Origin of the sequence: Mesorhizobium sp. B283B1A (assembly GCF_020165735.1) — a bacterium.
Classification (GTDB): domain Bacteria; phylum Pseudomonadota; class Alphaproteobacteria; order Rhizobiales; family Rhizobiaceae; genus Mesorhizobium; species Mesorhizobium opportunistum.
The window spans coordinates 13,372-37,325 of record NZ_JAIUIQ010000018.1 but is presented as its reverse complement, the minus strand read 5'-3'; the positions used below and the strand labels follow the sequence as shown (position 1 = coordinate 37,325).

Below are 23,954 nucleotides of genomic sequence, written 5' to 3'. Positions count from 1 at the left end.
CGTGCTTCGCCCCTCTGCCCCAGCTTCGTATAGCTGCTCGCTTTGGGGTTCGGTAGTGTGGAACTGTCGCTTCTTTTACCAGTTGCGTGAGCGGATGCGGCAAAACCAAACCGGCCCAGCCGCGACGCTTGCTCAGGCCGCCACCGCCGCCGAAGCGCCCTGGGTTACCTCCCGCCAGGACTGGAACATCAGCACGTCCCAAAGCAGGTACTGGTTGTTACGGTGTCCGGAGAGGTGTTCGGACCAGGCGCGCCGGATCGCTTCGGGCCGGAAGAACCCGTCTTCGCGCAACCGGCGCTCGTCGAGCAACGCCTCGGCCCATTCGCGCAGCGCGCCGCGCAGCCAGGCGTCGATAGGCACGCCAAAGCCCATCTTGGGACGTTCGACAAGGGCTTTGGGAACATGCCGGTAAAGCAGGTGCCTGAGCGGCCACTTCGTCTGGCCGCCGGCGCGCAGAATGGAAAGCGGCAGCGACAGTGCGAAGCTTATGAGGCGGTGGTCGAGCAGCGGCATGCGGGCCTCGAGGCTGACGGCCATGGCGGCGCGGTCGACTTTCACCAGGATATCATCCGGCAGATAGCTCATGATATCGAGGTACATCATCCGCTCGACATTGCCCGGCAAGTCCGGAAGCGCTTCCAGACCCGTCAGCATGGTCGGCGGCTCGACGGCACCCGGGATGATCTGGGTCGGTTCCCAGTGCGAGCAGAGACGACGGTAGACATCGTCCATGCTTGCCAGCGAAAACACGGACGCGGCCTTATGGATCTTGTCGCCGACGCGTTCGCGGCGCAGACGTTGCGGCAAGATCGGCATGATGCCGCCCGCGACGTTGTTGTAGAGCTCGGGTGACGGCAGCGTCGCCAGGCTGGCCGACGCGCGGCGCAGGCCGATCGGGATACGCGACAGCTTGTTCCAGAATGCATCGGCGAGCGCGTAGCGGGTGTAGCCGGAGAACAGCTCGTCGCCGCCGTCGCCCGACAACGCCACGGTAACGCTGCCACGTGCCAGTTTCGAGACGAGGAAAGTCGGGATTTGCGAGGAGTCGGAGAACGGCTCGCAATATATACCGGGCAGTTGCGGTACGACATCAAGCGCGTCGCGCTGGCTGACATAGAACTCGGTATGATCGGTGCCGAGGTGGTGCGCCACCTGCTTGGCATGGTTCGCCTCGTTGTAGCCCGCTTCATTGAAGCCGATCGTAAAGGTGCGCACCGGCCGCGCGCTGATCGACTGCATGACCGAAACTACTGCGGAAGAATCGATGCCGCCCGACAGGAAGGCGCCGAGCGGCACGTCAGCGATCATCTGTCCTTCGAGCGCGCGGCGAAGATGACGCTCGACCTCGTCGACCGCCTCTTCGGGGCTGCCCTCGAAAGGGTCGCGCCGACCTTGCTCTGCGACATCGCGGGCACTCCAATAATTCTCGACGTGCGGCTCATGCATAGGACCGGAAAGGACGAGAAAATGGCCGGGCCTCAACTTTCGGATGCCTTGGTAAATGCTGTAGGGCGCGGGGATGTAGTTGTGGCGCATCATCAGCGCCAGCGCATTGCGGTCGACCTCCGGGCGCCAGTCCGGCAGCGGCTGAAAGGCCTTGAGTTCCGAGGCAAACGCGAAGGCCTTGCCGACCCGGCCGTAATAGAGCGGCTTCTCCCCTAGGCGATCGCGCCCGAGAACCAGCGTTCTCTCGCGCCGGTCCCAAAAGCCAAAAGCAAACATGCCCACGGCCAGTTCAAGCGCTTTTTTGGTTCCAAGCTCTTCGATAGCGGCCAGGAAGACCTCAGTGTCGGAATGCCCGCGCCAGGCATGGACGCCAAATTGCTGGTCGAGATGCGCCCGCATCTCGCCCTGATTGTAGATCTCCCCGTTGAAGACGATGACGTAGCGGCCACTGTGGGAGATCATCGGCTGCGCGCCAGCCGACGATAGGTCGATGATAGCCAGCCGGCGCTGGCTTACGGCGATACCGGCCTCCGCGTCGGTCCAGACGCCGTCGCCGTCCGGTCCGCGATGCCGGATCCTGTCCGCCATGCGACGCACGGTGAGGCTGCCGCTGCTCGTCGCGGCCGCTCCACCCACAATGCCGACGATACCGCACATCTGGCGCTTACTGCTCCATATTTGGTTGCTCAGGTTTCTTCCCCTCTATGGCGCGAAATCGGAGTGAGAAGAACCCGGTTGCTATAAATCCGCTCGCTCGAAACACCATTCACCACAGCCGGTGCCGAACAGGCCAATTCCAGGAATTACATTAAAACGTTTTTTCGTGCGAAACCCAAGGTTCTCCACCGTCATCTCCAACTCGCTGGACGAGATGGATTGATAGGGATAGCCGCCAAGCCAGTCGTCCACATCCGCCAGGAATTCCATGCCTCGGCGCGCGCGGTAGTTCTTTACAAACGAGAACGGGTCACGGTGGCGCAGCGTCCTTGCCGCCATGTAGGCTGAGACAAACAGCGCCTTGACCGGAGGCCTCAGCCATCGATGCGATGCATAGAGTCTCTTTTCGACCGCCCACAATCCGCACAGCGGTGTCTTCAGGTAGATCGCAATGCCCAATCGCCCACCGCGGCCGACAAAGCCGGCGGCGTTGCCGATTGCTGTCCACATGTCTCCGGTATGGTGCAAGACGCCCCATGAATAGACGACGTCGAACGTCCCGGCTGGCAGCGAGGTCCTGTCAAGGACATCGGCCCGTTTGACACTCCAATCGGCTTCCGGCGCGAACCGGGACAGGACGGCTTTGGTCGTCTCGACGCAGTCCGCGTCATAGTCGAGGGCCGTGACTTTCGCCGCGCCCAGTCGAAACGCTGCCGCTGAATGCAGCCCCGATCCGCAGCCAATGTCGAGAAATGTCTTGCCCTCAAGATCACCCACCAGGCGGCGAAGATCCTCGCAAGCCCGGTTGAGGTGTTCGTTCTCGAAACGCGCGGCAAGCTCGGACCAGTTGCGGCCGAAATCATAACGTGCGTTCATGAGCCTCCCCCCTGTCGTCCTTTTTGCGAGGCATCGACTCTGCGGATCATACCCGATAGAACTGCCGATACCATTCGACAAAGCGCGGAACCCCGATCTCGATGGGAATCTCCGGCCTGAAACCGGTCGCCGCACGTTGCCATGGTTGAAGACGTCGATCGGTTTGCCGGCGAGGATGTCCTTGGCGAAAATGAACAAGGCCATGTCGGGCCGTCCCCACGGACCATAGACGGTGAAGAAGCGCAATCCTGTCGTCGGCAGGGCAAACAGATGGCTGTAGGTATGGGCCATCAGCTCGTTTGCCTTCTTACTGGCCGCATAGAGGCTTACTGGCCGCATAGAGGCTGAGCGGATGGTCAGCCGAATCATGCACGGAAAACGGCATGCGCGTGCTGCCGCCATAGATCGAGCTCGATGACGCGTAGACGAGATGCTCGACCGAGGCGTGCCGGCATCCCTCCAGGATTTTGAGAAAACCACTGAGGTTACTTTCCACATAGGCATGCGGACGGTGAGAGAATAGCGCACACCCGCTTGCGCCGCGAGATTAACGACGATCTCCGGAGCGGTTGACGCAAACAGCGTCGAGATGCGGTTGCCGTCGGTGAGATCGACATGCTCGAAATGAAAATCCGGGAACCCTTTCAGCCGCTCAAGTCTCGCCTGCTTCAAGGTGACGTCATAGGCCAATAACCCGCCGGCCTTCGGCAAGCAGCCTCTGGCTAAGGTGAAATCCGATGAAACCGGGCCGCGCCGGTGATCAGAACAGGCCCGCTTGATGTCACGGCATATCCTGGCGTCAATTCAGGCGGAGCCTTACAGGCTCCAATATTTTATGTTGCCAGGAATTTCATTCGGTTTGATGGCAGACTTGATGTCGAACAACGTTCCACCAGGCCTGATCATCTGAAAAAGATGCGCTCTTTCCCTAGCGAGATAATGCTTGTGAGGTACCGCCAGGACAAGCGCCTGCAAATCACCTATTTCGGCGAGCGGCAGGATAGTTTCGCCATGATCGCGTCGGGCGGCTTCGGCATCGGCAAGAGGATCGTGGACTTTGGGGACAATTCCGAACTGCCTCAGTTCCTTGACCATGTCGAAAACGCGGCTGTTGCGCAGATCCGGCACGTCCTCCTTAAACGTCAGTCCGAGAACGCCGACAGACGCTCCTTTGACCGGTATGTCTGAGCGGATCAGCTGCTTGACGACCTGCTGGGCAACAAAGGCCCCCATGCCATCATTGATGCGACGGCCAGCGAGGATGATCTGCGGGTGGTAGCCCTCGGCCTCGGCCTTGGCGGTCAGATAATACGGATCGACGCTGATGCAGTGGCCGCCGACGAAGCCTGGCTTGAAGGGGAGAAAGTTCCATTTGGTCGCTGCTGCATCAAGAACGTCCTGCGTGCGGATATCAAGCCGCTCGAAGATCATGGCCAGTTCATTCATCAGCGCGATGTTCAGATCACGCTGGGTGTTCTCGATCACCTTCGCAGCTTCAGCGACCTTTATCGACGGGGCGCGGTAGACGCCTGCATCAATGATGCTGCCATAGACGCTTGCCACGCGCTCCAGCGTTTCGGGGTTCTCGCCGGATACGACTTTGACGATCCGTCGCAGCGAGTGCTCCCGATCGCCCGGATTGGCCCGTTCAGGCGAATAGCCGAGCGCGAAGTCGTGAGGATGACGCAGGCCGGAAACACGCTCGATGATCGGCCCGCAGAAATCCTCGGTCACGCCTGGATAGACCGTCGATTCGAACACGACGACCGCGCCTTTGCTCACCACTTCACCGACAAGCTCCGATGCCAGTTTCAGAGCAGCAAGATCGGGAGCGCGGTTGACATCGATAGGTGTCGGCACGGCAATGATGAAGAACGTCGCGCCTTTCAACGTCTCCCGGTCGGTCGTAAGCACGATCGACGATTCCTTCAGCGCAAACGGGTCGACCTCGCCAGTGCGGTCGACGCCGCCACGCAGTTCCTGGATCCGCCGGTCGCTGATGTCGAAAGCTATCGTGTCGGGGAAAACCTCGCCAAACGCGACGGCTACGGGCAGCCCGACATATCCCAAACCGATAACAGCAACGCGCTCGGACATCCGCGGATTCCTCAGATCGATTACGAGTCGACGTGCTTGTATGGCAGGCCATGGGCCAATTCAACGATAGGGCCCCGCGGAGAGAGAAGTGTCCACTCAAAAATGCCCAAGACCAATTTCGTGTTCCATCCGCCGATGACGATCGATGTTGTGGATAACATCCGGCAGGATTGGGTTTCGACCTTCAAAAACTTACAAGAGGCGACTGGCTTGAAGCAATCGGCCCGAGAAATCGACCGCATGAATCGTATCGTCGTCGTCGTGAGCGAACCCAAGTCCCTGGCAACCACTCGGGGGCATTTTCTTGTTGCGCTGCGCGATGCCGGATACGAGGTTCATGCCTTGGCGCCGGTCGACGCGATGACCGTTCGGTGGTTGACCGAAAATGGCATCCGTTTTCATCCACTGCCGATGGAGCGTGCCGCGATTGCTCCATTCGGCGACACGCTGTTGGCCTTTCGTCTTTACAACAAACTGCGACAAATCAAACCTCGGATCGTGCTGAGCTGTGCGATCAAGCCGATCGTCTATGGCATACCCGCGGCCCTGATTGCGGGGATACCGCGCCGGCACGCGCTAATCACCGGGCTCGGCTATGCGTTCACCGACCGGCACAAATCGCTCCGATGGAGGATGATCAATGCCGTGGCTCGGCTTCTTTATGGCGCGAGCCTGCGGGTTGCGACCTCAGTCACCTTCCAGAACGACGACGACCGGGATGACTTTCGTCGCCAGGGCCTGCTCGGGCGCACACCAGCCAATGTCGTCAACGGTTCGGGAGTCGATCTAGACCGATTCAAAGTCGCGCCATTACCCGAGCAGCCACGATTTCTTATGATTGCACGCCTGCTTCGTGACAAAGGCCTCGCGGAGTATCTTGGTGCGGCAAAGCAGGTTAAGGCAGTCAGACCTGACGCTCGCTTCGACTTGGTCGGAGATAGAGATCCGAACCCTTCGGGCTTTCCAGTGTCGGAGGTTGAGGCAGCGGTCGCCGACGGAACCATCCGATATCACGGGCCGGTTGAAGACGTCCGTCGAGTGATCGCCGATTCGCGCATATTCGTGCTTCCATCCTATCGCGAGGGGACGTCGCGCTCAGTCTTGGAGGCCATGGCGATGGGGCGCCCGGTGATCACAACGGATGCGCCGGGTTGCCGCGCGCCGATCGTACCCGGGTTTAACGGCCTGCTGGTGCCGGTTGGCGGCACTACCCCCTTGGCTGAAGCCATGATCCGCCTGATTGACAACCCAGATGAAACCGAATCCATGGCCAAGAACAGCCGGTCGATTGCCGAACAGCGCTACGATGTTCACAAAGTTACTGCTCACATGATGGAAATCATCGAAATCGGGCACCGAGCCGCAGAATGACATTTGCAGGGAATCCATCGTCGAACCGGTACGAGTTCGGAGCCAATTGGGCGTCGTTCGTCGACAAGCACTACTCGGCTGAACGCCGGCAGCTAGCTGCCGACAGGCTTTTGTCCTTCTTGGGCAAACAGAGCCTCGAAGGGATGGATTTTCTCGATATCGGAAGCGGCAGCGGGTTGCACTCGCTTGCCGCCTTCGACGCGAAAGCGGATCGGATACATTCCTTCGATTTTGATTCGCTTTCGGTAGATACAACCGGCAAGCTGCGCAAGTTGGCCGGGAATCCGCCAAACTGGGTCGTCGAAAGAGGCGACGTACTCGACGCCGACTATCTGGAGACCCTCGGCACCTGGAGCCTTGTCTATTCGTGGGGGGTGCTCCACCACACCGGCGGCATGTGGGAAGCGATCGAGAATGCGGCGGGCAAGGTAGCGCCCGGCGGCCTATTCTTCATCTCTCTCTATTCGTCGAATGTCGTGAAGCCTTCCGCGCAATTCTGGCTCGACGTGAAGCGGCAATACAATGCCGCCAACCCTCGGCAAAGGTGGAGGATGGAATACTGGTACATCTGGCGCTTCGGCCTTGGCCGCAATCCACTTCGACTGCCGCATCTTTTAAAGCAAATCTACGAGAAGAAAAAAGGGCGGGGCATGAGCTACATGACCGACGTCCGCGATTGGCTGGGCGGCTGGCCGATGGAGTTTGCCGACGACAACGCCGTGATCGATTTCCTGAAGGAACGGTTCGATTTCGAGCTCGTCAGGATATCCACCGGTGAAGCTTGCACGGAATTTCTCTTCCGCAATCCGAAGGGCCGATAGGCCGCGCGCCCTAAACTGCCCTAAGCAATCTGCCCTCCGGCCCTCGTCCAGATCGCCGGCCGGCCGTTCTCGATCGTGATGATCTCGTCGCAATATTCGACCGTCGTCAGGCGATGGGCAATGATCAGCACCGTCAAGTCGGCGGGCAACTCCCGGATCGCCTCCATGACGGCCGCCTCGGTCTCCATATCGAGCGCGCTCGTGGCTTCGTCGAAGACGAGCACGGTTGCCTGTTTGTAGAGCGCCCGGGCAATGCCGATTCGCTGACGCTGGCCGCCCGACAGCCGGACGCCGCGCTCACCGACCCGCGTCTCGTAGCCCTGCGGCAAGCTCTCGATGAAGTCCGCGAGGGCGGCCTGCCGCGCTGCGCCGCGCACGCGATCGCGATCGATCCTCGCCGGCTCAATGCCGAAAGCGATGTTCTCGGCTATCGAGGCGTCGGCAAGGAAGATACTCTGCGGCACATGCGCAATCTGCCTCTGCCAGGCACGCCGCGTGGTGCCGTCCAGGCGATGTCCGTCGATCTCGATCGCTCCGCCGGTCGGGTCGAGCAGGCCCATCACCAGATCGACCGTCGTGCTTTTCCCGCTTCCGGTCTTGCCGACAAAGCCGACCTTGGCTCCCTTGAGGATGGTGAGATTGAACCGTTCAAGTATCGGCTGCTGATCGGGGGCGTAGCGGTATGACACATCTTTCAGCACAATCGTCCGATCGAATGGCACCCGAGTGCGGGGGTACTGACCCCAGTCCAGAGGAAGCGGTGTCTCCAGCGTAGTGAGCACAAGTTCCACGCCGGCAAGATTGCTGAGCATAAGCGCCCAGTTTCCGTAAACCAGTTGCATGGATGGCAGCAGGCGTTGCGCGCCAAGTACGAAGGTCCCAAGCATCGGCATCACCAGACCGGCATTGTTGGTCCGGGTAATCAGGAAATAGGCGAGCGCCGCGATGATGACCATGCCAGCGGCTTCAATGGCGAAGCGAGGCGTTCCGGCCGCTAGCGCGTTCGTGGCATTGGCGCGCTGGAAGTGCCTATCGAGTTCGCCGAAACGTGATAGAAAATAAGGCTGGGTGTCGTTGATGATCACGTCGCGAATACCACCCAGACCCTCTTGCACTGAACGGATGCCTTCTGACTGCACGCGCGCGATGATCCGGGCATTCCTCTTGAGATGCCTGCGGATGACGAGCGACATCACGAGATAGATCGCCCCTAGACCAGTGAAGATCACGAAAGTCATGAAGGAACTGAGAGCAAATAAAGCGGCGACGATGAAAACGCCGATGATCACGCCGCCAATCGACTGCAGCAGGGGAAGAAGTATGCCCGCGGTGATCGTCTGGACCTGATGTAGCGCGGCCAGCACGGAGCTGGAGTTGCGTGATACGTGATAGCTGTAAGGCTGATAGAGTACGCGCTCGTAGACCCTTATGCCCAGTTCGTGCCCGAGCGAGAAGACATAGGAATTGGTGGCCCAGGTCAGAAGAATGCGCACGGCTCCGGCAAAGACGGCCACCGCCGAAAAGAGGACCGTCAAAGTGAGAAGGCTTTTGTTGAGACCGGCAAGACCTAAACCTGTCAGTTGACGTGCGACGAAGGACTGATCGCCGATCGCATCGGGATTAGCAATCAGTGCGAGAAATGGCAGCAGGGCACCCAGCGTCGCGGCCTCGGCGATCGCGCCGAAGAGCATCAGCACCAGAAGGCCGAAAAACTGGTGCTGCCGGCGCTTCGACAGCTGTCGCCACAAGCGTCGAAGTGCGTCGACCGTGCTGTCCGGGGTCCGATTTCCGTTCAATGCCAAATCGATGTCCACATTAAAGGAACGCCCAATGCGCACGTTCAGTGCCCGGCGACAAGGCGCTACTGGTGCCTACCGACAATTTCTCACATAAGATCGGCTTTGCGGCGATTCACAATTCTGGCCATTTCGGCTATTAAGTACAATCCGCCAACACGGCTTTGAGATATGCTGTATTCATGAACGATGACGAAGCGGTTCCAGGGTTGAGGCCACATGCGAATTCCTCCCCCGGGCGGCGGCTGCAATCGCTGGGATTCTTTCTAGCCGGAGTTGGAGCGGTTTTCCTGCTTTTTGTCGCCGCCTATCCGCTCGGTTTGGTCAGTGCCTATCCGGCGCCTCCCGCTGCGGCAATCAAAGGTCCGCTCGGGTTCGAGCGGAAGATTGAACACCTCGCCGCTCTCTCCCGCGGGGCGGATGAGCCGATGCAAGCCTATCTCGGGCGCCTGACAAGGACCGTGGCGGGCGGAATGGTGCACCATTGGACGGAAGGCGATATCTGGACGGCATCCGATGCCCGCTATACACGGATCAGCATCTTCGACAACTACCTGCTCTGGATGCAGAGTTTTCTTCCCCAATATGGAGAAAACCTTCAGAACTATGAATTCGTGACGCCGCAGAAGGCGATCGATCGCGGCTATGGCTTCTGCTCCCAAGTCTCGAAAATTGTCTATTCCATTCTTGCCGATCAAGCGATCGAAGCAACGATATACAGCGTGCCCCACCACACTGTCGTCGAATCGAATGGCAACATTCTCGATTCGGATTACGGCGTCTTCGTCCCCTATTCTCTCGCGTCGATCGAGCAGAATCCGTCAATAATCGATTCCTATTATGCGGGTTTCGAGCCGATGCTTCCTGTGCTGCGCGACGCTTATGGCCAATCCTGGCAACCGCTCGGAACCGCTGAAGGCTTTCGTGAGGTGCGTGCATATGAGGCGAAGTTCGAAAATTTGAAGTGGTTTCCGCCGCTGATGTTGTTGGCCATGGGTGTGCTGTTCGCTGCTGGTGGCGCGCTCCTCAATCGCCGCGAAAAAGTCGCCCGGTTCACAAAACGAGCGATCGCGACGGCCCGTGGATACGTTCTTTTTTCGATATTGTTCGCTCGTGACAACCAGTCTAATTCCGGTCGCTAAGGACGTGCCATGCGCTTGCGTGCGGCATGGGTCTGTGGCAAGCGAAGGCCAAGCGATATGCTCGGCGGCGGGCTGATGGCGCTGCGAGAAGAAGTTCCCATGGATGACGCCCAGGAAGAGGGGTACGTTGTTGTACCCTCTGTAGCGATCGCCCGAAAGCGTCGCCGCGGCGTTCTTTTTGTCATCGGGACACTCGATCTCGGTGGGACGGAGAGCCAACTCGTGTTGCTCGCCAAGGGACTGAAGCAGCGCGGCTGGAGGGTCGAAATCTTTGCGCTTTCCGGGGGGGGCGTGCTGGCTGAGGCCCTGAGTCGGGCCGGCATCCCGGTATTCAGTGGCTTAAATCGGCAGAACCCGACGCCCGCGTCGCTATCATCAGTCGAGATGGACGTCAAAAAGCGCGTCGCTCCGAAGAAGCGGCCAACCGTGAAGTCGATAACGGTTCTCGCGGCGGCTGCCGTGTGGCTCGCTGGGCGCGTTGCCCTGACACGGCCAAGCGTCGTTCATGCCTTTCTGCCGCTAACCAACTTCATCGGCGCGGTGACCGGTAGGATCGCGTCTGCGCCGCTCATCATCACCTCGCGACGCGGCCTGGGCAACCATCAGGATCGTTGGCCCCGGCTAAAACGGATGGATCGGATCGCCAACCGGCTTTCTCATGTCGTGATCGCCAATTCCCATGCGGTCGCGGGCGACATGGCGGCCCGCGACGACTACGACATCGACCGCATCTGCGTGATCCCGAACGGGCTGGATCTGGGTCGCTTCGATGATATCGGCAATCGCCGGGAGGAAACGCGGCGCCGATTCGGCCTCGATCCGGAAGAGATCGGCATCGTCATAGTCGCCAATCTGATCCCCTATAAGGGGCATCGCGATCTGATCGAGGGCTTCGCTCTTGCATGCCAGAAGCGGTCGAATCTGAAACTGTTCGTAGTCGGGCAGGACCGGGGCATCGGACCGGCTCTGGCGGAGCAGGCCCAGCGGCTCGGCGTTGGATCGAAGGTGCATGTCTTGGGCGCGCAGAACGATATCCCCGGTCTGCTTGCCGGCATGGATGTCGGGGTGATCGCTTCTCACGAAGAGGGCTTTTGCAACGCCTTGATGGAGAAGCTGGCTGCCGGTCTTCCGGTCGTCGCCACCAATGTCGGTGGCAATCCGGAGGCGATCTCCGGCCTGCCCGGATGTGAGTTGGTGGAGCCCGGGGCTCCTGTCGATCTGGCGCGTGGATTGCTTGCCGTTGTCGGCCGGTTGCCGGAGCCGGCAACTGACCGCGAATTCCGACAGCGGAGGATGCGGCTGCGCTACTCGATCGGGACAATGGTCGACGCTTATGAACGCCTCTACCTCGCGGGCAGATGAATGAGCGGGAACTCTGACGCCCTTGCTAATCCCTCGAAGGCGACGGCTCCGCCGCGGTCGTTATTCGTGAAGCCTGCCGCAGGGCTCTGCGCGTTCGTGGTCGTCGTCTACCAATCCTGGTTCATGCCGTTCTTTCTGCCATTCTTCATGGGCAGGGACGACCTCGCAAGGTCTGTCATTTACGCGATCTACGGCGGCGTCCTCATCGCTGCAATCGCCATTCTTGCTACGCGCCGGGACGTGCGCGCCAGGATCCTGCCGCTTGCGATCGCCGCCGCGATTGCGGTTGCCGCGACGGCCCTGCATTCCATCGGGATCGTTGCCAAGAGCTATCTGGTCACGCTCTTTCTCGGCGGTGCCGCGATCGTTCTCATGCTTGCCTCGGCACCTCTGGTCGCGTTGCGGCTGTCGGCGTCGGTCACGGCTCTTAACGCCGTGATTTGCCTCATTGACCTGTTTTTTGCCGACGGCTTTACCAGTACCCCCGGCCGGGCCGCGGGTCTGGCGATCAACCCGAACGTCGCCGCAGCGGGGCTGCTGCTCGGCGCCGCGGCGAGCTGCCGCGCCGTATCGAAAACATGGCGCGCGAGTTTCCTCATCCTTGTCGGTACAGCATTGTTGGTCACTCTCTCGCGCTCGACCATTCTTGCAGCCGTCGCCACGGTCGCGGTGCCGATTGCCGTCCGCATCTGGCCCCGATACCGCGACGGCCGGCGTTTCCAGCTTGACCCGAAGGGCAGGGCGCGTGCCTGTGCCGTCGGTCTTGTGCTACTCGGGACGATCGGCGCCGCCCTAACCGTGAACGCTTATTTCCGCGCCGCCATCGATGGGTCGGTTACCGGAATAGTGTCCCTGGCCGATGCACTTGATGCGGCGGCGAGGGCCGTCGACGCATCGGTTGATCAGGCGCCTGCCATTGCTACGCCGCCATCAGTCCCAGCGCCCCCCCCATCGTCGGGAGCACCAACTTCCGCGCTCTCGTCGCCCACGCCCAAAACCAGCCCCAGCTTTACAGCCGCGCCCTCTCCATTGTCCTCCGCACCGGCCGCTGCGGTCCCGCCGACATCGCCCAAAGCCAGCCCGACCGGCAATGTCGCCAAGATCGAGGCACTCGGTGAGCGCCTGACAGGCGAAGGCGGCAGAAATTCGATCTCGGCCCGGGCTCTCTTTCTCGAGCGTGGCCTGCTCGCCTATCGAGAGGGCGGGTTCTTTGGCCGCGGGCTTGAGGTGGCCCAGCCGCTTGCCCCCCACAACACCTTCGTCCTGTTCGCCATCGCCTTTGGCCATTTCGGCTGGCTGATCCCGCTCGGGGTCGTCGCCTTCACCTTCTGGTTCGTGCGGGATGCGGGCGATCTTCCTTTGGGTGTCGCATTGGTCGGCGTCATGCTGACATCGCATGACCTTCTGCTCACGCCGAGCCTTTTCCTGCCTGTAGCTCTCGGCGTCGGCGGCATGATTGCCGGGCGGATGGCGCCAGTGGACAACGATGAAACACGCCGGAGCTTTGCCTTCGGAACGGTGGGTGGCGTTGCGTTCTTCGTCGCCGGCTGTATCGCGATCCTGTTGCTAACGCCGCCATTCGCTGTGAAACGCCTGCAGGCCGACACCATCTACGCTGCCAGGGGTGGATACGAGACCCTTCTTGCGCCGCCGCAATTTCCCGGCCTGTTCCGGTTCAGCGACCTTGGCCCCGGGCTGTCTTCTTCAGCAGCTTCCTATATGCGCGAGGACACGGCATCGCTCCAACGGGTCGAATGGTCTCCACAGGCAAGGCCGGCGGTCCGGCCCAGCGAATACACGTTCCGCCGGCGCGACACGTTGCTGTTCGCTGCCTCGGATGGCAGCGACCCCCGTCAGAATGGACGCGACTACGAAGTCGGTATCCCGCTCTCGATCAATCCGCTCTGTAATCTTCTCCTGTGTATGACGGTAGCGTGGTCTCTCGCGATGCTGGCTTCGCTGCGCCGGTCCCGTCGACTTGATCGCCGGTAGGGGTCCCCTGGCGCCCTGTGCCTATTCGTCTATCGCGATGCCACCGACAGATCGCTCCGAAGTCGGTAGATGATCATCGGCACGATGAGCCTTGCCCCGAATATCGAGAGATGATGGTCATCCACGTAGAGGCTATGTCCGGCTTCGTCGGTCGCCTGGCACGCTGTTGACGAGCAGATCGTTGCGATGGGATCAACCAGTTCGAAGCCGGGATGCGCAGGTGCGAAAATTGCAAACGCCGCCTCGAAGGCGACATGCTCGGCGCGCGATGGAACAGGGCAAGGCAGGGAGAAATAGGCCGGTCTTGTATTGCATATCAGATTGGTGTTGGGAGCATGCCCGACCAGAATGACCGGGCCGTGAAACCCGGCATAGAGCTTCGCGATATCTCCGAGCATGGTCGGAAACAACCTTGCAACGTCTGGCATGTCGACAGGCGTGACGTCGGCCTTGCTCTCAAGCATGTTGCGATATCCGGGCCAGCGCTGCGCCTGGACGATGGCCACGATGCCGCCGGCCGTTAGCCAACGCGCGGCCTGGTCGTTCGCTTTCCGGCAGTGCTGTGTGACGGCGCCGGTTGTCCGGGTCTGGAGATCCGCACCGAAATAGCAGTTGCCAGCCTGCGCCAGCAGGAAATGGAACTCCTTACCCCCAAGCTCCTCGAGAGCACGCGTGTAGTGGTCGACATGGGAGTCGCCAACCACCAGGATCTTGTTTGGGCTGCTAAGATCTCCGAACTCACAGAAATCCTCGCATCCCAGCGAGCCGCTGATTGCCTTCAACGCTGTGCTATCAGCCAGTTCGGTTCCCGCAACCGATAACTGAAGTCGCCAGGACATCCCGCCCGACATCGCGTAGCTGACCACCGAGAATGCGACCACACCCACCAAGGCAAGTCTTGAAGGTCCGGCTAGGCCACGGCGGCTGCGATAAGGCTGTTCGATGAAATGAAACATCAAGATGGCCAGGGCGAAGGACAGCAGCCCGATGACAATGGCTTCTGCCGGCAGTAGTGGCCGAAGGAGCCCATATTCGCAGAACACGATCAGCGGCCAATGGACGAGGTAGAGCGAGTAACTGATGCGTCCGAGATAAGAGACAGGACCGTTGCGCAAGATAAGGCCTGTCCATCGCGAACGGTCAGCATGCAGCACCATCGCGGCGCCGATTGCAGGCGGAAGGACGTTCCAGGCGGGATTGCCCGAACCACTTCCGAGAACGAAGATGGCACTCAAGATGAGTGTCAGCCCGAGCACGGCGAGCAACTCGTGGACAATGATGGACCGCGGCCCCGGAAGCCATACCAGCGCAGCGCCGCAAGCGAACTCGAACACGCGAAAAGGCGTGTTGTAGAAGACGGTGGCACGTCCGTCGGCGATCCACTCGGCGGCCCCCGTTCGAGAAAGCAGCCAAACCGATCCGTCCTGGAATTCAAAAATGAGACAGAAGCTAAAAACGGCAATGGCCATGATCGGCCAAACCATTCGCCGTGGGAATAGGGCCAGCAAAACTGAAAGCAGCAATGGCCAAACGAGGTAGAACTGCCACTCCACGCCCAGCGACCACGTATGAAGGAGCGGCTTCATCCGCGCGGCGAGATCAAAATAACCGGACTCGCGCCAGAAAAAGATGTTGGATACGCCTAAAACCGCTGCTGCCAGAGATTTCCCGAAGGTCTCCAGATGCTGAGGCGTAAACAACAGAAACGCAGCGACGCATGAAAGCGACAGCGTCGTGAAGAAAGCCGGCAAGAGGCGGCGCGCCCGACGCGAATAGAACTGCGCCAGACTGAAACGCCCTGCGTCGACATCGGCCGCCACAATGCGGGTGATCAAAAAACCACTAATTACGAAAAATACATCGACGCCGACAAAGCCGCCGGAGAAACCTGAAATTCTCAAATGAAAAAATACTACCGCCAGAACGGCGACAGCTCTAAGCCCGTCTATGTCTGTGCGATGACGGTCAATTGCGGCAGAAGCCGTAGATGACAGGGAGCCGGCCTGCCCTCCATCGGGCAGCGCGTTGCTGCTTTCGCGGCAGGCCGCTCCAGTCGCCGTCGAAGGTAGAGCTTCGCCGCTTCGCATCTCACTCAATTGCTTTTGCCGGCTGCATTCGCAGCCGATATCCGGGTCTGCTCCTGGTCCGGCAAGGCCGAATAGAGACCCATCATTCGAGCAATGGCATCGTCGGTCTCGGGCCTCAGGTTTCTGCGTATATGCGAGCCATCGCGGTAGATGAACTCGCCATTGATGTAGGTGGGGCAATGTCTGTCCAGACACATGCCTTTGACCGGATTGATAAAGACCACGGCATTATCCTGAACGAGCGATCCGAGCGCGGTCACCATCGGCGACCAGGTACGGAAGACTTGCTCGCTGTTCATCTCGGTCGAACAACGCCTAAGCATACCGCTTTCGCGTATCGCCGCGCACGAAGTCAGGTCAATGCCTGGACCGGGCACTTGGCCAATGATTGCGATGCGTCGATCCGGGTTGCTGATTTCCTCGACAAGGCTGCGCAGGCCATCACGCAACAACAGGACTTTATCCGTCCGCTGTCCATCATCAGCAACGACATCGGTGGTGGCAAGACTTGTCCAGGCGGAGGACAACACCACGAGGTCGATGTCTGTCCGCTGTCTCAGCATGCCGACCGCAGCCTTTCGTGACAATGAGCAACTTTCCCGATAGCCGGGGAAATCGGGAAAGTCGCGGTGGACACCCTCCCCAAAGGCGGCGGGGCAGGGGCGATAAAGAAAGAAAGCCGTATTTTCTCCTTTGCCTGCGCTGTCGAATAGCGGGGCGAGATGTTCGGCATGGCTGTCGCCCCAGAGCACAGCGTGCCGCGCCGCTTTTTCCCAAGGCGCACCGAACGCGCAAAAGGTGCTGCCCAGCTCAGGAATGCTGACCATTTGCGGGCATGACCAATCCCACATCACATCAAGGCTGCGCATTGCCTCGGCTTCCTTCGAAATCCTGCTGCTGAACCCACCGGCTTCGAAGATCGCATTGGCGCTCAGGCAAACCATCGCCAGGGCGGTGGTACCAGCGATAAGTGCCCTCGACGGCGGAGCCCGCAAGCGGCGAACGGGTTCCTCGACGAACCGCCAGGATAGATACGCCGCCAACCAGGCCATCGCTATAAGCACGGACGATTCGACCGCTGACGGCAATGCGGTGCCGGCGTAGTGACGGAAGAAGACTAGCATCGGCCAATGCCAGAGGTAGAGACTATAGGAAATCTTGCCCGTCGATCGCAAAGGCGCGCTCGCAAGCAGCGCCGAGATCGTTGACTGCGACCGCGGCCAAACGAGCAGGACAGCGCCGATCACCGGAACGAGCGCGCCACGGCCCGGAAACGGCTGGCTCGGCGATAGCCAGAGGGTGCTGGCGGCTACCAGGCCAAGGCCGATCAGCCCGAACGCATCGGACCTATGCCGGCGGCCGATCGGCGGTGCAAAGACGAGTAGGCCGCCGAGGGCCAATTCCCAGGCTCGGCTGAAGGGAACATAGAATGCCTGTTTCGGATCGACCGCTACCAGATGGAGGGAGATCGAGAAGCTGGCTAGCGCGACGATGCAGATCGGCACAACAACCAGTAGGTGGCGGCCGCGTGCCAGCCGGTTGGCAATCAGAAGCAGCACCGGCCATACGAGATAGAACTGCTCTTCGACGCCGAGCGACCAGAGATGGAGCAGCGGCAGAAGCGTCGACTCGCGGTCGAAATAGCCTGTGTTCCAGAGAAAGTAGTAATTACCCAGCCCGAACGTGGAATACGCCGCGCTACGTCCTAGAGCCGCATAATCCCCCGGGAGCAACAGAAACCACCCTGCGACGAATGAGAGGCTGATCATTACCAGCATCGCCGGCAGTATTCGGCGCATCCGCCTGCCGTAGAATTCGACAAGGGATGGTCCACCGCCTTCCGCCACCAGAAGGCGCGTGATCAAGTAACCAGAAATGACAAAGAAGATATCGACGCCGACGAACCCGCCCGGGAAACCGGGCACCTCAAAATGGAAAAGAATGACGGCGATCACTGCGATTGCGCGCAATCCGTCGATATCTGGCCGATAGTCGGGTTTCAAAGCGCCTCCTGCAGTGCCCCCCAGTTTCATAGCCTGGTTGCGCCACATGAGTCGATGACGGGACATCCGCAGTGGCGGCACTCGCGGTTCGATTTACAAGCCGCATTGCGAGAAACGTGGGGATACCCTCACAATTTGTTTCACGCTGGAGCGACGAAAACCTACACATTGGTAGGCATGTGCCAGAATCAGTTCTGCTCTCGTGAGCCACGGCATCGGACTACTGGCAACATTTCGGATGGGTACTCGTTCATTGGCGATATCAAGATGTCGAAAACTCGATCGCCTTGGTGAAAAAACGGGATTGTTTGCCCTGTCCATGATTGTATAGAAAGACTGTCCCGTGCGTTGCGAGGCCACGGGTCGTTCTGGAGGGTGGCAACTGTGGACAACCATAGCGCGGACATGGTTGAATTCGGCCCGCGAACTCACCTACTGGTTACCGGTGGCGCAGGCTTCGTTGGGTCGGCACTGGTCGATCTGTTGCTAGGGCGCAATTGCAGCGTGACCGTTATCGATGACCTTTCGAACGGCTCGCTTCACAATCTTCCTGCCAGCGATCCCCGCCTAACGATCCGGACCTTCAGGGTTGGCGATCCAGCATACAGTGCGGCGGTTCACGATGAGGTTCGCCAGGCGGACGCCGTGTTCCATCTGGCGAGCCCGATCGGGGTTCAACTGGCCCATAAGGAACGCTTTGCCGTTACCAGCGGCATTCTCGAGTCAGGCTGTGCGATTGTCGAGGCATGCCGACTGCACCGGCGCCCGCTTCTTTATACCTCAAGCTCCGAAGTCTATGGCTCCGGCCGGGACCGGCCAATCACAGAGTCCGATCCCGTGATGACGGATCTCCGGCCGCGGTGGGGCTATGCTGCCGCCAAGGCGGCGGTCGAGCATCTGGTTGCCGGACTGTTTTTCGATTTTGGTATCCCCACCTGGATCGTCAGGCCATTCAACATGGCTGGTCCACGGCAGCGACCGGTGACCGGCTTGGTCTTGCCGGTTTTTGTCAACGCAGCCTTGCGAGGCGAGCCGCTCGTTGTTCACGACGACGGCGAACAGAGGCGGGCATTTCTTCACGTTGCCGACGCCGCCGAAGGGTTACTCCTGATCATCCAATGTCGATCCTTGCGGGGACGACCAGTCAATCTGGGCGGCAGCGAGGCGGTGCAGATCGGCAATCTTGCAAAGATGGTGGTTGAGGCCGCCAAGTCCGGCGCCCCGATCGTCACGAAGCCTTCCACCGCAGTGTATGGCGAGAGGTTTGCCGTAACGTATGATCGCGTACCGGACACCAGTCTTTTGACCACCATGACAGGGTGGCGCCCGCTGCGAAGCACAAACCAGACAATCACCGACAGCATCGAGCACATGCGCACCCAACGAGTGATGGCTTGACGCTTGGCCCATTTGTACCGTTCATCGGGGCCTTGCTCTTAGCGGTTGTTGGTGTGTGGCTGTTTGCGCGTCTGGCGACCCGCATCGGAGCGGTCTCAAAGGTCAAGAGCGATCGATGGCACACATCGGGGGAGATCCCTCGACTGGCAGGCCCCGCCATGCTGATCGCGATATCTCCGTGGCTTCCGGTAGAGCATATTCTTCTGCTGGCTGTTTTCTGCTTGATCGGCGCGCTGGATGACGTCCGATCCCTTTCCGCCGGTGCCAAGGCAGCGGCATTGGCCGCTGCGGCTGTATCAGCTGGGATCATCACAGGCGTGTGGTGGGTTCCGATCGTCATTTGGATAGCTTGCAACGCGGTCAACATGCTCGATCATGCCGATGGTCTTGCCGCGAGCGCGGTCGCGGCTGCCTTCCTGGGGCTGGGCGGCGAGATCGGGATGGCCGGTGCGGGCGCGTGTGTCGGGTTTCTTTGCTTCAACTATCCGCCCGCCCGCGTTTTTATGGGCGATAGCGGCAGTCTTCTCCTCGGCGCAGCAATCGTGCTTCTTGCTTCGAAAAGAGGTTTTGACGCCTCGCTAGCGTGGATTGCCGTCCCGCTGATTGATGCCATATTCGTAACCTCTCGCCGCTTGCTACAGGGGCGGAGGCCTTGGATGGGCGGCACGGACCACCTTGGTCACACCTTGCTTCGGATTGGTGTGAATCGTCAGATTTTACCGGCTGTTTACGCCGCGGGGGCACTGACGATAGGGCTGATTTTTTCCGCCTAGTCTAGGCTACCCATAATAGCCTAGTCTAGGCTACCCATAATATAAGCCACTCGTAGCGCGAGTGTTGCGAATCCTCGCGCGACAGGATGGTGATATAGCGGTCCTTCCTATCCGGCTTCTGGCCACGTTGCCGCTTGCTCGCAATAGTGTCCGCCTTCTGGAGTGCGCCCCGGCACGTGGCCGGTGGGTCGTTTTGCTCGAAACCAGAGCGCCCGAGGTGGGACGCTCCAGAATCTTGTCTGTACTAGGCCTTGGGCTTGCGCTTGGCAGGAACTTTTTTAGCAGAGACCGGCTGCGGTTTGCGTCCTAGCCCCGCCGCCTTCGCAAGCGTTGATCTTTGAGCCGCGTAGTTCGGCGCAACCATCGGGTAATCCGGCTTCAATCCCCATTTCTCGCGATATTCGTCCGGAGCGAGTCGGTAGTGTACCGAGAGATGGCGCTTTAGCGATTTGAATTTCTTCCCGTCTTCGAGGCAGATGATGTAGTCCGGCGCTACCGACCGTTTTGGATTGATGGCTGGCTCCTGTTTAGGCAGCTCGGCCACATTCGGCTGGCCAAGACCTGTCAGTGACGAATGAATCGCCGCGATCAGATCTGGCAACCCAGCAACGGGTAGTGGATTTTGGCTTACATAGGCAGAGACAATGTCTGCAGTTAGCTCCACGAGATCGGCCGTCTGGGCTTCGTTTTGATCGCTCAAGTATCAGCTCCTACGATAGGGATAAAGCTCGCCCCACGCGTCTGTCCTATACCGAAATTGTGAGCGATGCCGAGAGAAATTCCACCATCGGATAATATTAGATGGTTACCGAGACCCAGGCCACAGAGCGCGTCCAATTCGCCTGGGGTTCTTGGAAGCTTTTCGAACTTTTTGCGTCGCGCCTCAGCCCGAATTGCGAGTGCTTATGGGACAAATTGTGACTTAGAGTCGGTATTGGGAAAAATTTCAAGAGGCATGGACTTTCTGGCGCGTGTGCCCCCTCCTTAGTCGTGCACGTAGCACGAGCCCGATAGTTCTGCTGAACGTGAGCTATGCGCCTCCGTTCTGCTTGAACGGGATGCCGACCGCCCAGGCGAGACCGCGCTCGGTGAGCGCCTGCCGGAAGGGCGCGCTCTTCACCTCCGCCGTCATCGACATGCCCGGCGTCAGCGTTACATCCTCATCCTCGACGCGTGTCGATGTCTCGTCGAGCGCAATTCGCATCGTGAACACGAGCGGGCCGGCGGCATCATGCGCGGTCTCCTGCTTGGCCCCTGACGCCTGCTGCGGCGCGCCGGCCGGGATCGCGTCATTCGATACCGTCAATATCTTGCCGTTGAGCGTGCCGTAGCGCGTGAATGGGAAAGCCTCGAGCTTGATCCGAACTTCCTGCCCCTCACGGACAAACCCCTTGTCGCGGTTGAGCAGCATCGCCTCGATTCTCGAGCTTCGTGCCGGCGGGCACCACCACCATCAGCTTCTGGTCGGTTTTGGTCGGGGCTCGGCGCGTCAGCCGTAGCTGTTGAACCTTTGGGAGGGACGTAGCGCTAGGCACTGATAGAGCCAAGATCTGGATGCGCTTCACGATTCGTCACCTCAACAGGCGCGGCGATTGTCCTTTTTTATGGAAAGCGCCCACCTTGCGCATTAGACTTAACGGCCATGCTGGAGCCGCTGGGATCAAACTTATGGATTGTGAATGGCGGAATCGTCTCGTTCAAAGGATTCGATTATCCGACGCGCATGGCCGTCGTGCGTCTTGCCGATGGGGGGCTGTGGTTGTGGTCGCCAGTCGAAAGGACGGCTGCGATTGAGGCTGAGATTCGAGCGCTGGGGCCTGTTCGGCATATGCCCCAACAAGCTGCACTACCTGTTTCTAGGCGAGTGGCAGGCTGCCTTTCCGGGAGCGAACCTGTGGGCGACGGCGGCGACAATCGCCAAGTGCAGCGAACTTCGCTTTTCCGGAGTACTGGCCGACCATCCGCCCGCCGAATGGGACGGGCAAGTCGACCAATTCTATTCACCAATTCGCCTTTCATGGACGAACTGATCTTCTTTCACCGCGCGTCGCGCACCGCTATCATCGCCGACCTCTCGCAGACCTTTAGCGAGACGTTCTTGAAACGTCATTGGCCTTGGTGGATGCGGCCAATCGCGAAACTTTCGAAAATGATCGAAGGGTGGGGTTATCCGCCGATCGACTATCGGATCAGTTTCCGCAACCGCGCAACCGCGCGCCCAAAGATTCGTGAGTTGATCGGAAAGCATCCCGAGCACGTCGTCGTTGCGCACGGTGAGGTTGTCAGGACGGGTGGCGAAGCATTTTTGCGGCGTGCGTTTTCATGGTTGCTCCAGCAGTCGCAACGTCGGCAATTGGACGATCGCCGAATGATAGCTTTTCGCTGACCTTCCAAAATACGAGACGGCGTCTACCGGCCCCATTTCGGACCTTCACTAGAAGGAAGTTCTTGGCGACTCGCAACGACAGCGTCGACATCACAAAGCCAGTGGTCAATCTCGATCGTCGTCCTTAGGTTCCCCAGTCAGTGACGAGCTGGGCCGTCATCTCTGCCTTCATCCCCCAACCGACGACACTGCCTGGCTCAACCGCAGCCCCAGCGCAGGATGATCATCTCCGGCAGCGACAGCGCGATCGCGGATCTGACGACGAACGAGACGAGGGGAGAATTTTCTATCGCGCTTGAAGACATGGCCTGCGCCTGGGCAACGGCGCTTAGCGACGGGAAGCGCCCGGCGTCCTGGTCCGTCTACGACCGGCTGCAGTCTCGAAGTATGGCCGGCATCGTTGTGCCAAGTTTCGCGCCGAGCGCCGAGATGGAGGATCGTAACCTGGTACTTTGGGACTGGGGTCCGGATCTGCCGCACAAGGTAGCTGTATTCGACCCGAGCGGCCGGTTGCCGAAGGACCAGCTATCCTTGCGGTAACGCACTCTCGCTCGTGCCGACGGCAGGAGAGGTTCTTTTCGCCCTAGCTAGAGGCCTGATGGTTTGGCAACAATCACGTCTGCGCCTCGCTAATCTAATCTCGGATAGCTCAGAGCGTCCTCCCGGAATGAAAGCAGTCAGGCGGGTAGGGGGCTAAGGCGCCGCGGATGAGCGCGGTAGCAGACCCCTCAGCGATGGCTGCAACGGCGGCAACGACCACAATAAAGGGGTTCTGAGCCACAGCCTTCGGCCGCTGCGTCGAGCCGCACCGCTATTACGAAGTGCGCAATAACTCCCGTAAGCGGAGTGGCAGTTGCGGCGAGGCATGCACTTCCGTGCAGCTCTGTTCCCATCGCCGGAGGTATTCCGCGATCGGGATACCCGTGCGGCCGGGCCAGCGGTTGAGTGCACCCAGCGCCTCGACGCAGTCGGGCGCGCGGTCGTATTCGGCGAGGATGGTCATGGACATCGCCTGGGCGAATGGATTGAGCCCGGGCATTTCGATCTCGCTGCGATGGTCGGCAAACCACGCCGCGGCGTCGCGGACAAGCCCCTGGCTGTCGGCAAGCGCGGTATAGCCCCGGATGATGTTCTCGCGATACTCGGCAATGGCATCGCCGAAAGCGTTGTCGCCGGCGAAGGGCGGGTTCTGCTTCCAGTCCTTGGCCAGGCGCGCCAGGCCACGCAGCGAAAACGCCTCGACCATCGCCTCCTCGAGCCATTGGCAGGGTGGTCCCGGCTTGGCATCGGCCTGCCAGCTATTGGCTGCGACATGGCCGAGCTCATGTCCAAACTGGTAGGCAAGCTTCGACCAGTCGCGCTCGCCGATGTCCACGATAATCCATGCCATGGTGCTGCCGTCCGGATGCAGCCAAACGGACGGTGGGCCGGACGTATGCTCGTCGACCCGAAGCCGCGTCGGCTGGCGATCGGAGACCAGGCGGACACCACCCAGGCAGGCGGACCGCATGCGCTCGACGACTTGCTCGGCTGCGCGCGGCAGCATGTGGCCCCAATCGCCGGCGAGCTCGATGGCGGCCGACAGGAGGCTCGTTGGGGGACCGATCTGGGGAGATGATCGCGGCGCGGCTAGACTCCTCTGCGAGCTACTTTGCGGCATAGCCAGCGTCGAAACCAAACCAACAGTAGCGCTGACTACCACCAATTCGGCAAATTCCCGCCTTCTCATCAACCGAATCCAGCCGAG

Annotated in this window: 18 protein-coding genes and 2 pseudogenes; 10 read left to right on the top strand and 10 right to left on the bottom strand. The window is 60.1% G+C overall.

The window, feature by feature from the left end; all coding sequences use genetic code 11:
• Window positions 1-132: 132 nt before the first annotated feature.
• The 4 genes and pseudogenes from asnB to LB577_RS17080 all read right to left on the bottom strand — a co-directional run bounded on the left by asnB (window position 133) and on the right by LB577_RS17080 (window position 5,076).
• Window positions 133-2,103: an asparagine synthase (glutamine-hydrolyzing) gene (gene asnB / locus LB577_RS17095; RefSeq protein WP_224687587.1), complete on the bottom strand. Its 1,971-nt coding sequence runs from the start codon at window positions 2,101-2,103 to the stop codon at window positions 133-135.
• 81 nt (window positions 2,104-2,184) lie between these two features.
• Window positions 2,185-2,979 (bottom strand): class I SAM-dependent methyltransferase, encoded by a 795-nt coding sequence (locus LB577_RS17090; RefSeq protein WP_224687655.1) that lies wholly within the window; start codon window positions 2,977-2,979, stop codon window positions 2,185-2,187.
• A 126-nt stretch (window positions 2,980-3,105) separates the two neighbouring features.
• Window positions 3,106-3,764 (bottom strand): annotated as a pseudogene (locus LB577_RS17085) (NAD-dependent epimerase/dehydratase family protein); the annotation flags it as partial.
• Window positions 3,765-3,795: 31 nt separating this feature from the next.
• On the bottom strand, window positions 3,796-5,076 hold the full coding sequence (locus LB577_RS17080; protein WP_224687586.1) for a nucleotide sugar dehydrogenase: 1,281 nt from the start codon (window positions 5,074-5,076) through the stop codon (window positions 3,796-3,798).
• A gap of 102 nt (window positions 5,077-5,178) precedes the next feature.
• Here LB577_RS17080 and LB577_RS17075 point away from each other — a divergent pair, with 102 nt between their 5' ends.
• Window positions 5,179-6,447, top strand: coding sequence for a glycosyltransferase family 4 protein (locus LB577_RS17075; RefSeq protein ID WP_224687585.1), 1,269 nt, complete (start codon window positions 5,179-5,181; stop codon window positions 6,445-6,447).
• Window positions 6,444-7,268: a class I SAM-dependent methyltransferase gene (locus LB577_RS17070; protein ID WP_224687584.1), complete on the top strand. Its 825-nt coding sequence runs from the start codon at window positions 6,444-6,446 to the stop codon at window positions 7,266-7,268. The genes LB577_RS17075 and LB577_RS17070 overlap by 4 nt, the downstream gene beginning before the upstream one ends.
• A 20-nt stretch (window positions 7,269-7,288) precedes the next feature.
• Here the strand turns inward: LB577_RS17070 and LB577_RS17065 are convergent, their stop codons facing one another.
• Window positions 7,289-9,082, bottom strand: coding sequence for an ABC transporter ATP-binding protein (locus LB577_RS17065; protein WP_224687583.1), 1,794 nt, complete (start codon window positions 9,080-9,082; stop codon window positions 7,289-7,291).
• A 164-nt stretch (window positions 9,083-9,246) separates the two neighbouring features.
• On the opposite strand from LB577_RS17065, the gene LB577_RS17060 reads away from it, so the two are divergent.
• The 3 genes from LB577_RS17060 (at window position 9,247) to LB577_RS17050 (ending at window position 13,560) form a co-directional block, all read left to right on the top strand.
• A complete protein-coding gene (locus LB577_RS17060; protein WP_224687582.1) occupies window positions 9,247-10,206 on the top strand; it encodes a hypothetical protein in 960 nt (319 codons plus the stop codon).
• Between the two features lie 9 nt (window positions 10,207-10,215).
• The gene (locus LB577_RS17055; protein WP_224687581.1) at window positions 10,216-11,568 is read left to right on the top strand and encodes a glycosyltransferase; all 1,353 of its coding nucleotides are present in this window, start codon (window positions 10,216-10,218) and stop codon (window positions 11,566-11,568) included.
• A 66-nt stretch (window positions 11,569-11,634) separates the two neighbouring features.
• Complete coding sequence (locus tag LB577_RS17050; RefSeq protein ID WP_224687580.1) at window positions 11,635-13,560, top strand: hypothetical protein; 1,926 nt, start codon at window positions 11,635-11,637, stop codon at window positions 13,558-13,560.
• 29 nt (window positions 13,561-13,589) lie between these two features.
• Here the strand turns inward: LB577_RS17050 and LB577_RS17045 are convergent, their stop codons facing one another.
• Entirely contained in the window at window positions 13,590-15,647 is a 2,058-nt protein-coding gene (locus LB577_RS17045) for an acyltransferase family protein (protein ID WP_224687654.1), read from the bottom strand.
• Between the two features lie 5 nt (window positions 15,648-15,652).
• On the bottom strand, window positions 15,653-17,650 hold the full coding sequence (locus tag LB577_RS17040) for an acyltransferase family protein (protein WP_224687579.1): 1,998 nt from the start codon (window positions 17,648-17,650) through the stop codon (window positions 15,653-15,655).
• 384 nt (window positions 17,651-18,034) lie between these two features.
• On the opposite strand from LB577_RS17040, the gene LB577_RS17035 reads away from it, so the two are divergent.
• Window positions 18,035-19,048, top strand: a complete 1,014-nt coding sequence (locus LB577_RS17035; RefSeq protein WP_224687578.1) for an NAD-dependent epimerase/dehydratase family protein — start codon at window positions 18,035-18,037, stop codon at window positions 19,046-19,048.
• Window positions 19,045-19,821 (top strand): MraY family glycosyltransferase, encoded by a 777-nt coding sequence (locus LB577_RS17030; RefSeq protein WP_224687577.1) that lies wholly within the window; start codon window positions 19,045-19,047, stop codon window positions 19,819-19,821. The genes LB577_RS17035 and LB577_RS17030 overlap by 4 nt, the downstream gene beginning before the upstream one ends.
• Window positions 19,822-20,065: 244 nt before the next feature.
• On the opposite strand, the gene LB577_RS17025 is transcribed toward LB577_RS17030, so the two are convergent.
• Window positions 20,066-20,521, bottom strand: a complete 456-nt coding sequence (locus LB577_RS17025; protein WP_224687576.1) for a MucR family transcriptional regulator — start codon at window positions 20,519-20,521, stop codon at window positions 20,066-20,068.
• A gap of 483 nt (window positions 20,522-21,004) precedes the next feature.
• Window positions 21,005-21,232 (bottom strand): annotated as a pseudogene (locus LB577_RS33505) (HlyD family secretion protein); the annotation flags it as partial.
• Between the two features lie 379 nt (window positions 21,233-21,611).
• Between LB577_RS33505 and LB577_RS17015 the strand changes: the two are divergent.
• From LB577_RS17015 to LB577_RS17005, 3 genes are all read left to right on the top strand, one after another.
• The gene (locus LB577_RS17015) at window positions 21,612-21,851 is read left to right on the top strand and encodes a hypothetical protein (protein ID WP_224687574.1); all 240 of its coding nucleotides are present in this window, start codon (window positions 21,612-21,614) and stop codon (window positions 21,849-21,851) included.
• Window positions 21,839-22,207: a hypothetical protein gene (locus LB577_RS17010; RefSeq protein ID WP_224687573.1), complete on the top strand. Its 369-nt coding sequence runs from the start codon at window positions 21,839-21,841 to the stop codon at window positions 22,205-22,207. Before LB577_RS17015 ends, LB577_RS17010 begins: the two co-directional genes overlap by 13 nt.
• A 192-nt stretch (window positions 22,208-22,399) precedes the next feature.
• Window positions 22,400-22,747 carry an RES domain-containing protein gene (locus LB577_RS17005; protein WP_224687653.1) on the top strand — a complete coding sequence of 116 codons (348 nt, stop codon included), beginning with the start codon at window positions 22,400-22,402 and terminating at the stop codon, window positions 22,745-22,747.
• A 274-nt stretch (window positions 22,748-23,021) separates the two neighbouring features.
• Here LB577_RS17005 and LB577_RS17000 read toward each other — a convergent pair whose 3' ends face one another.
• Window positions 23,022-23,753: a hypothetical protein gene (locus tag LB577_RS17000; protein ID WP_224687572.1), complete on the bottom strand. Its 732-nt coding sequence runs from the start codon at window positions 23,751-23,753 to the stop codon at window positions 23,022-23,024.
• Window positions 23,754-23,954 lie beyond the last annotated feature (201 nt).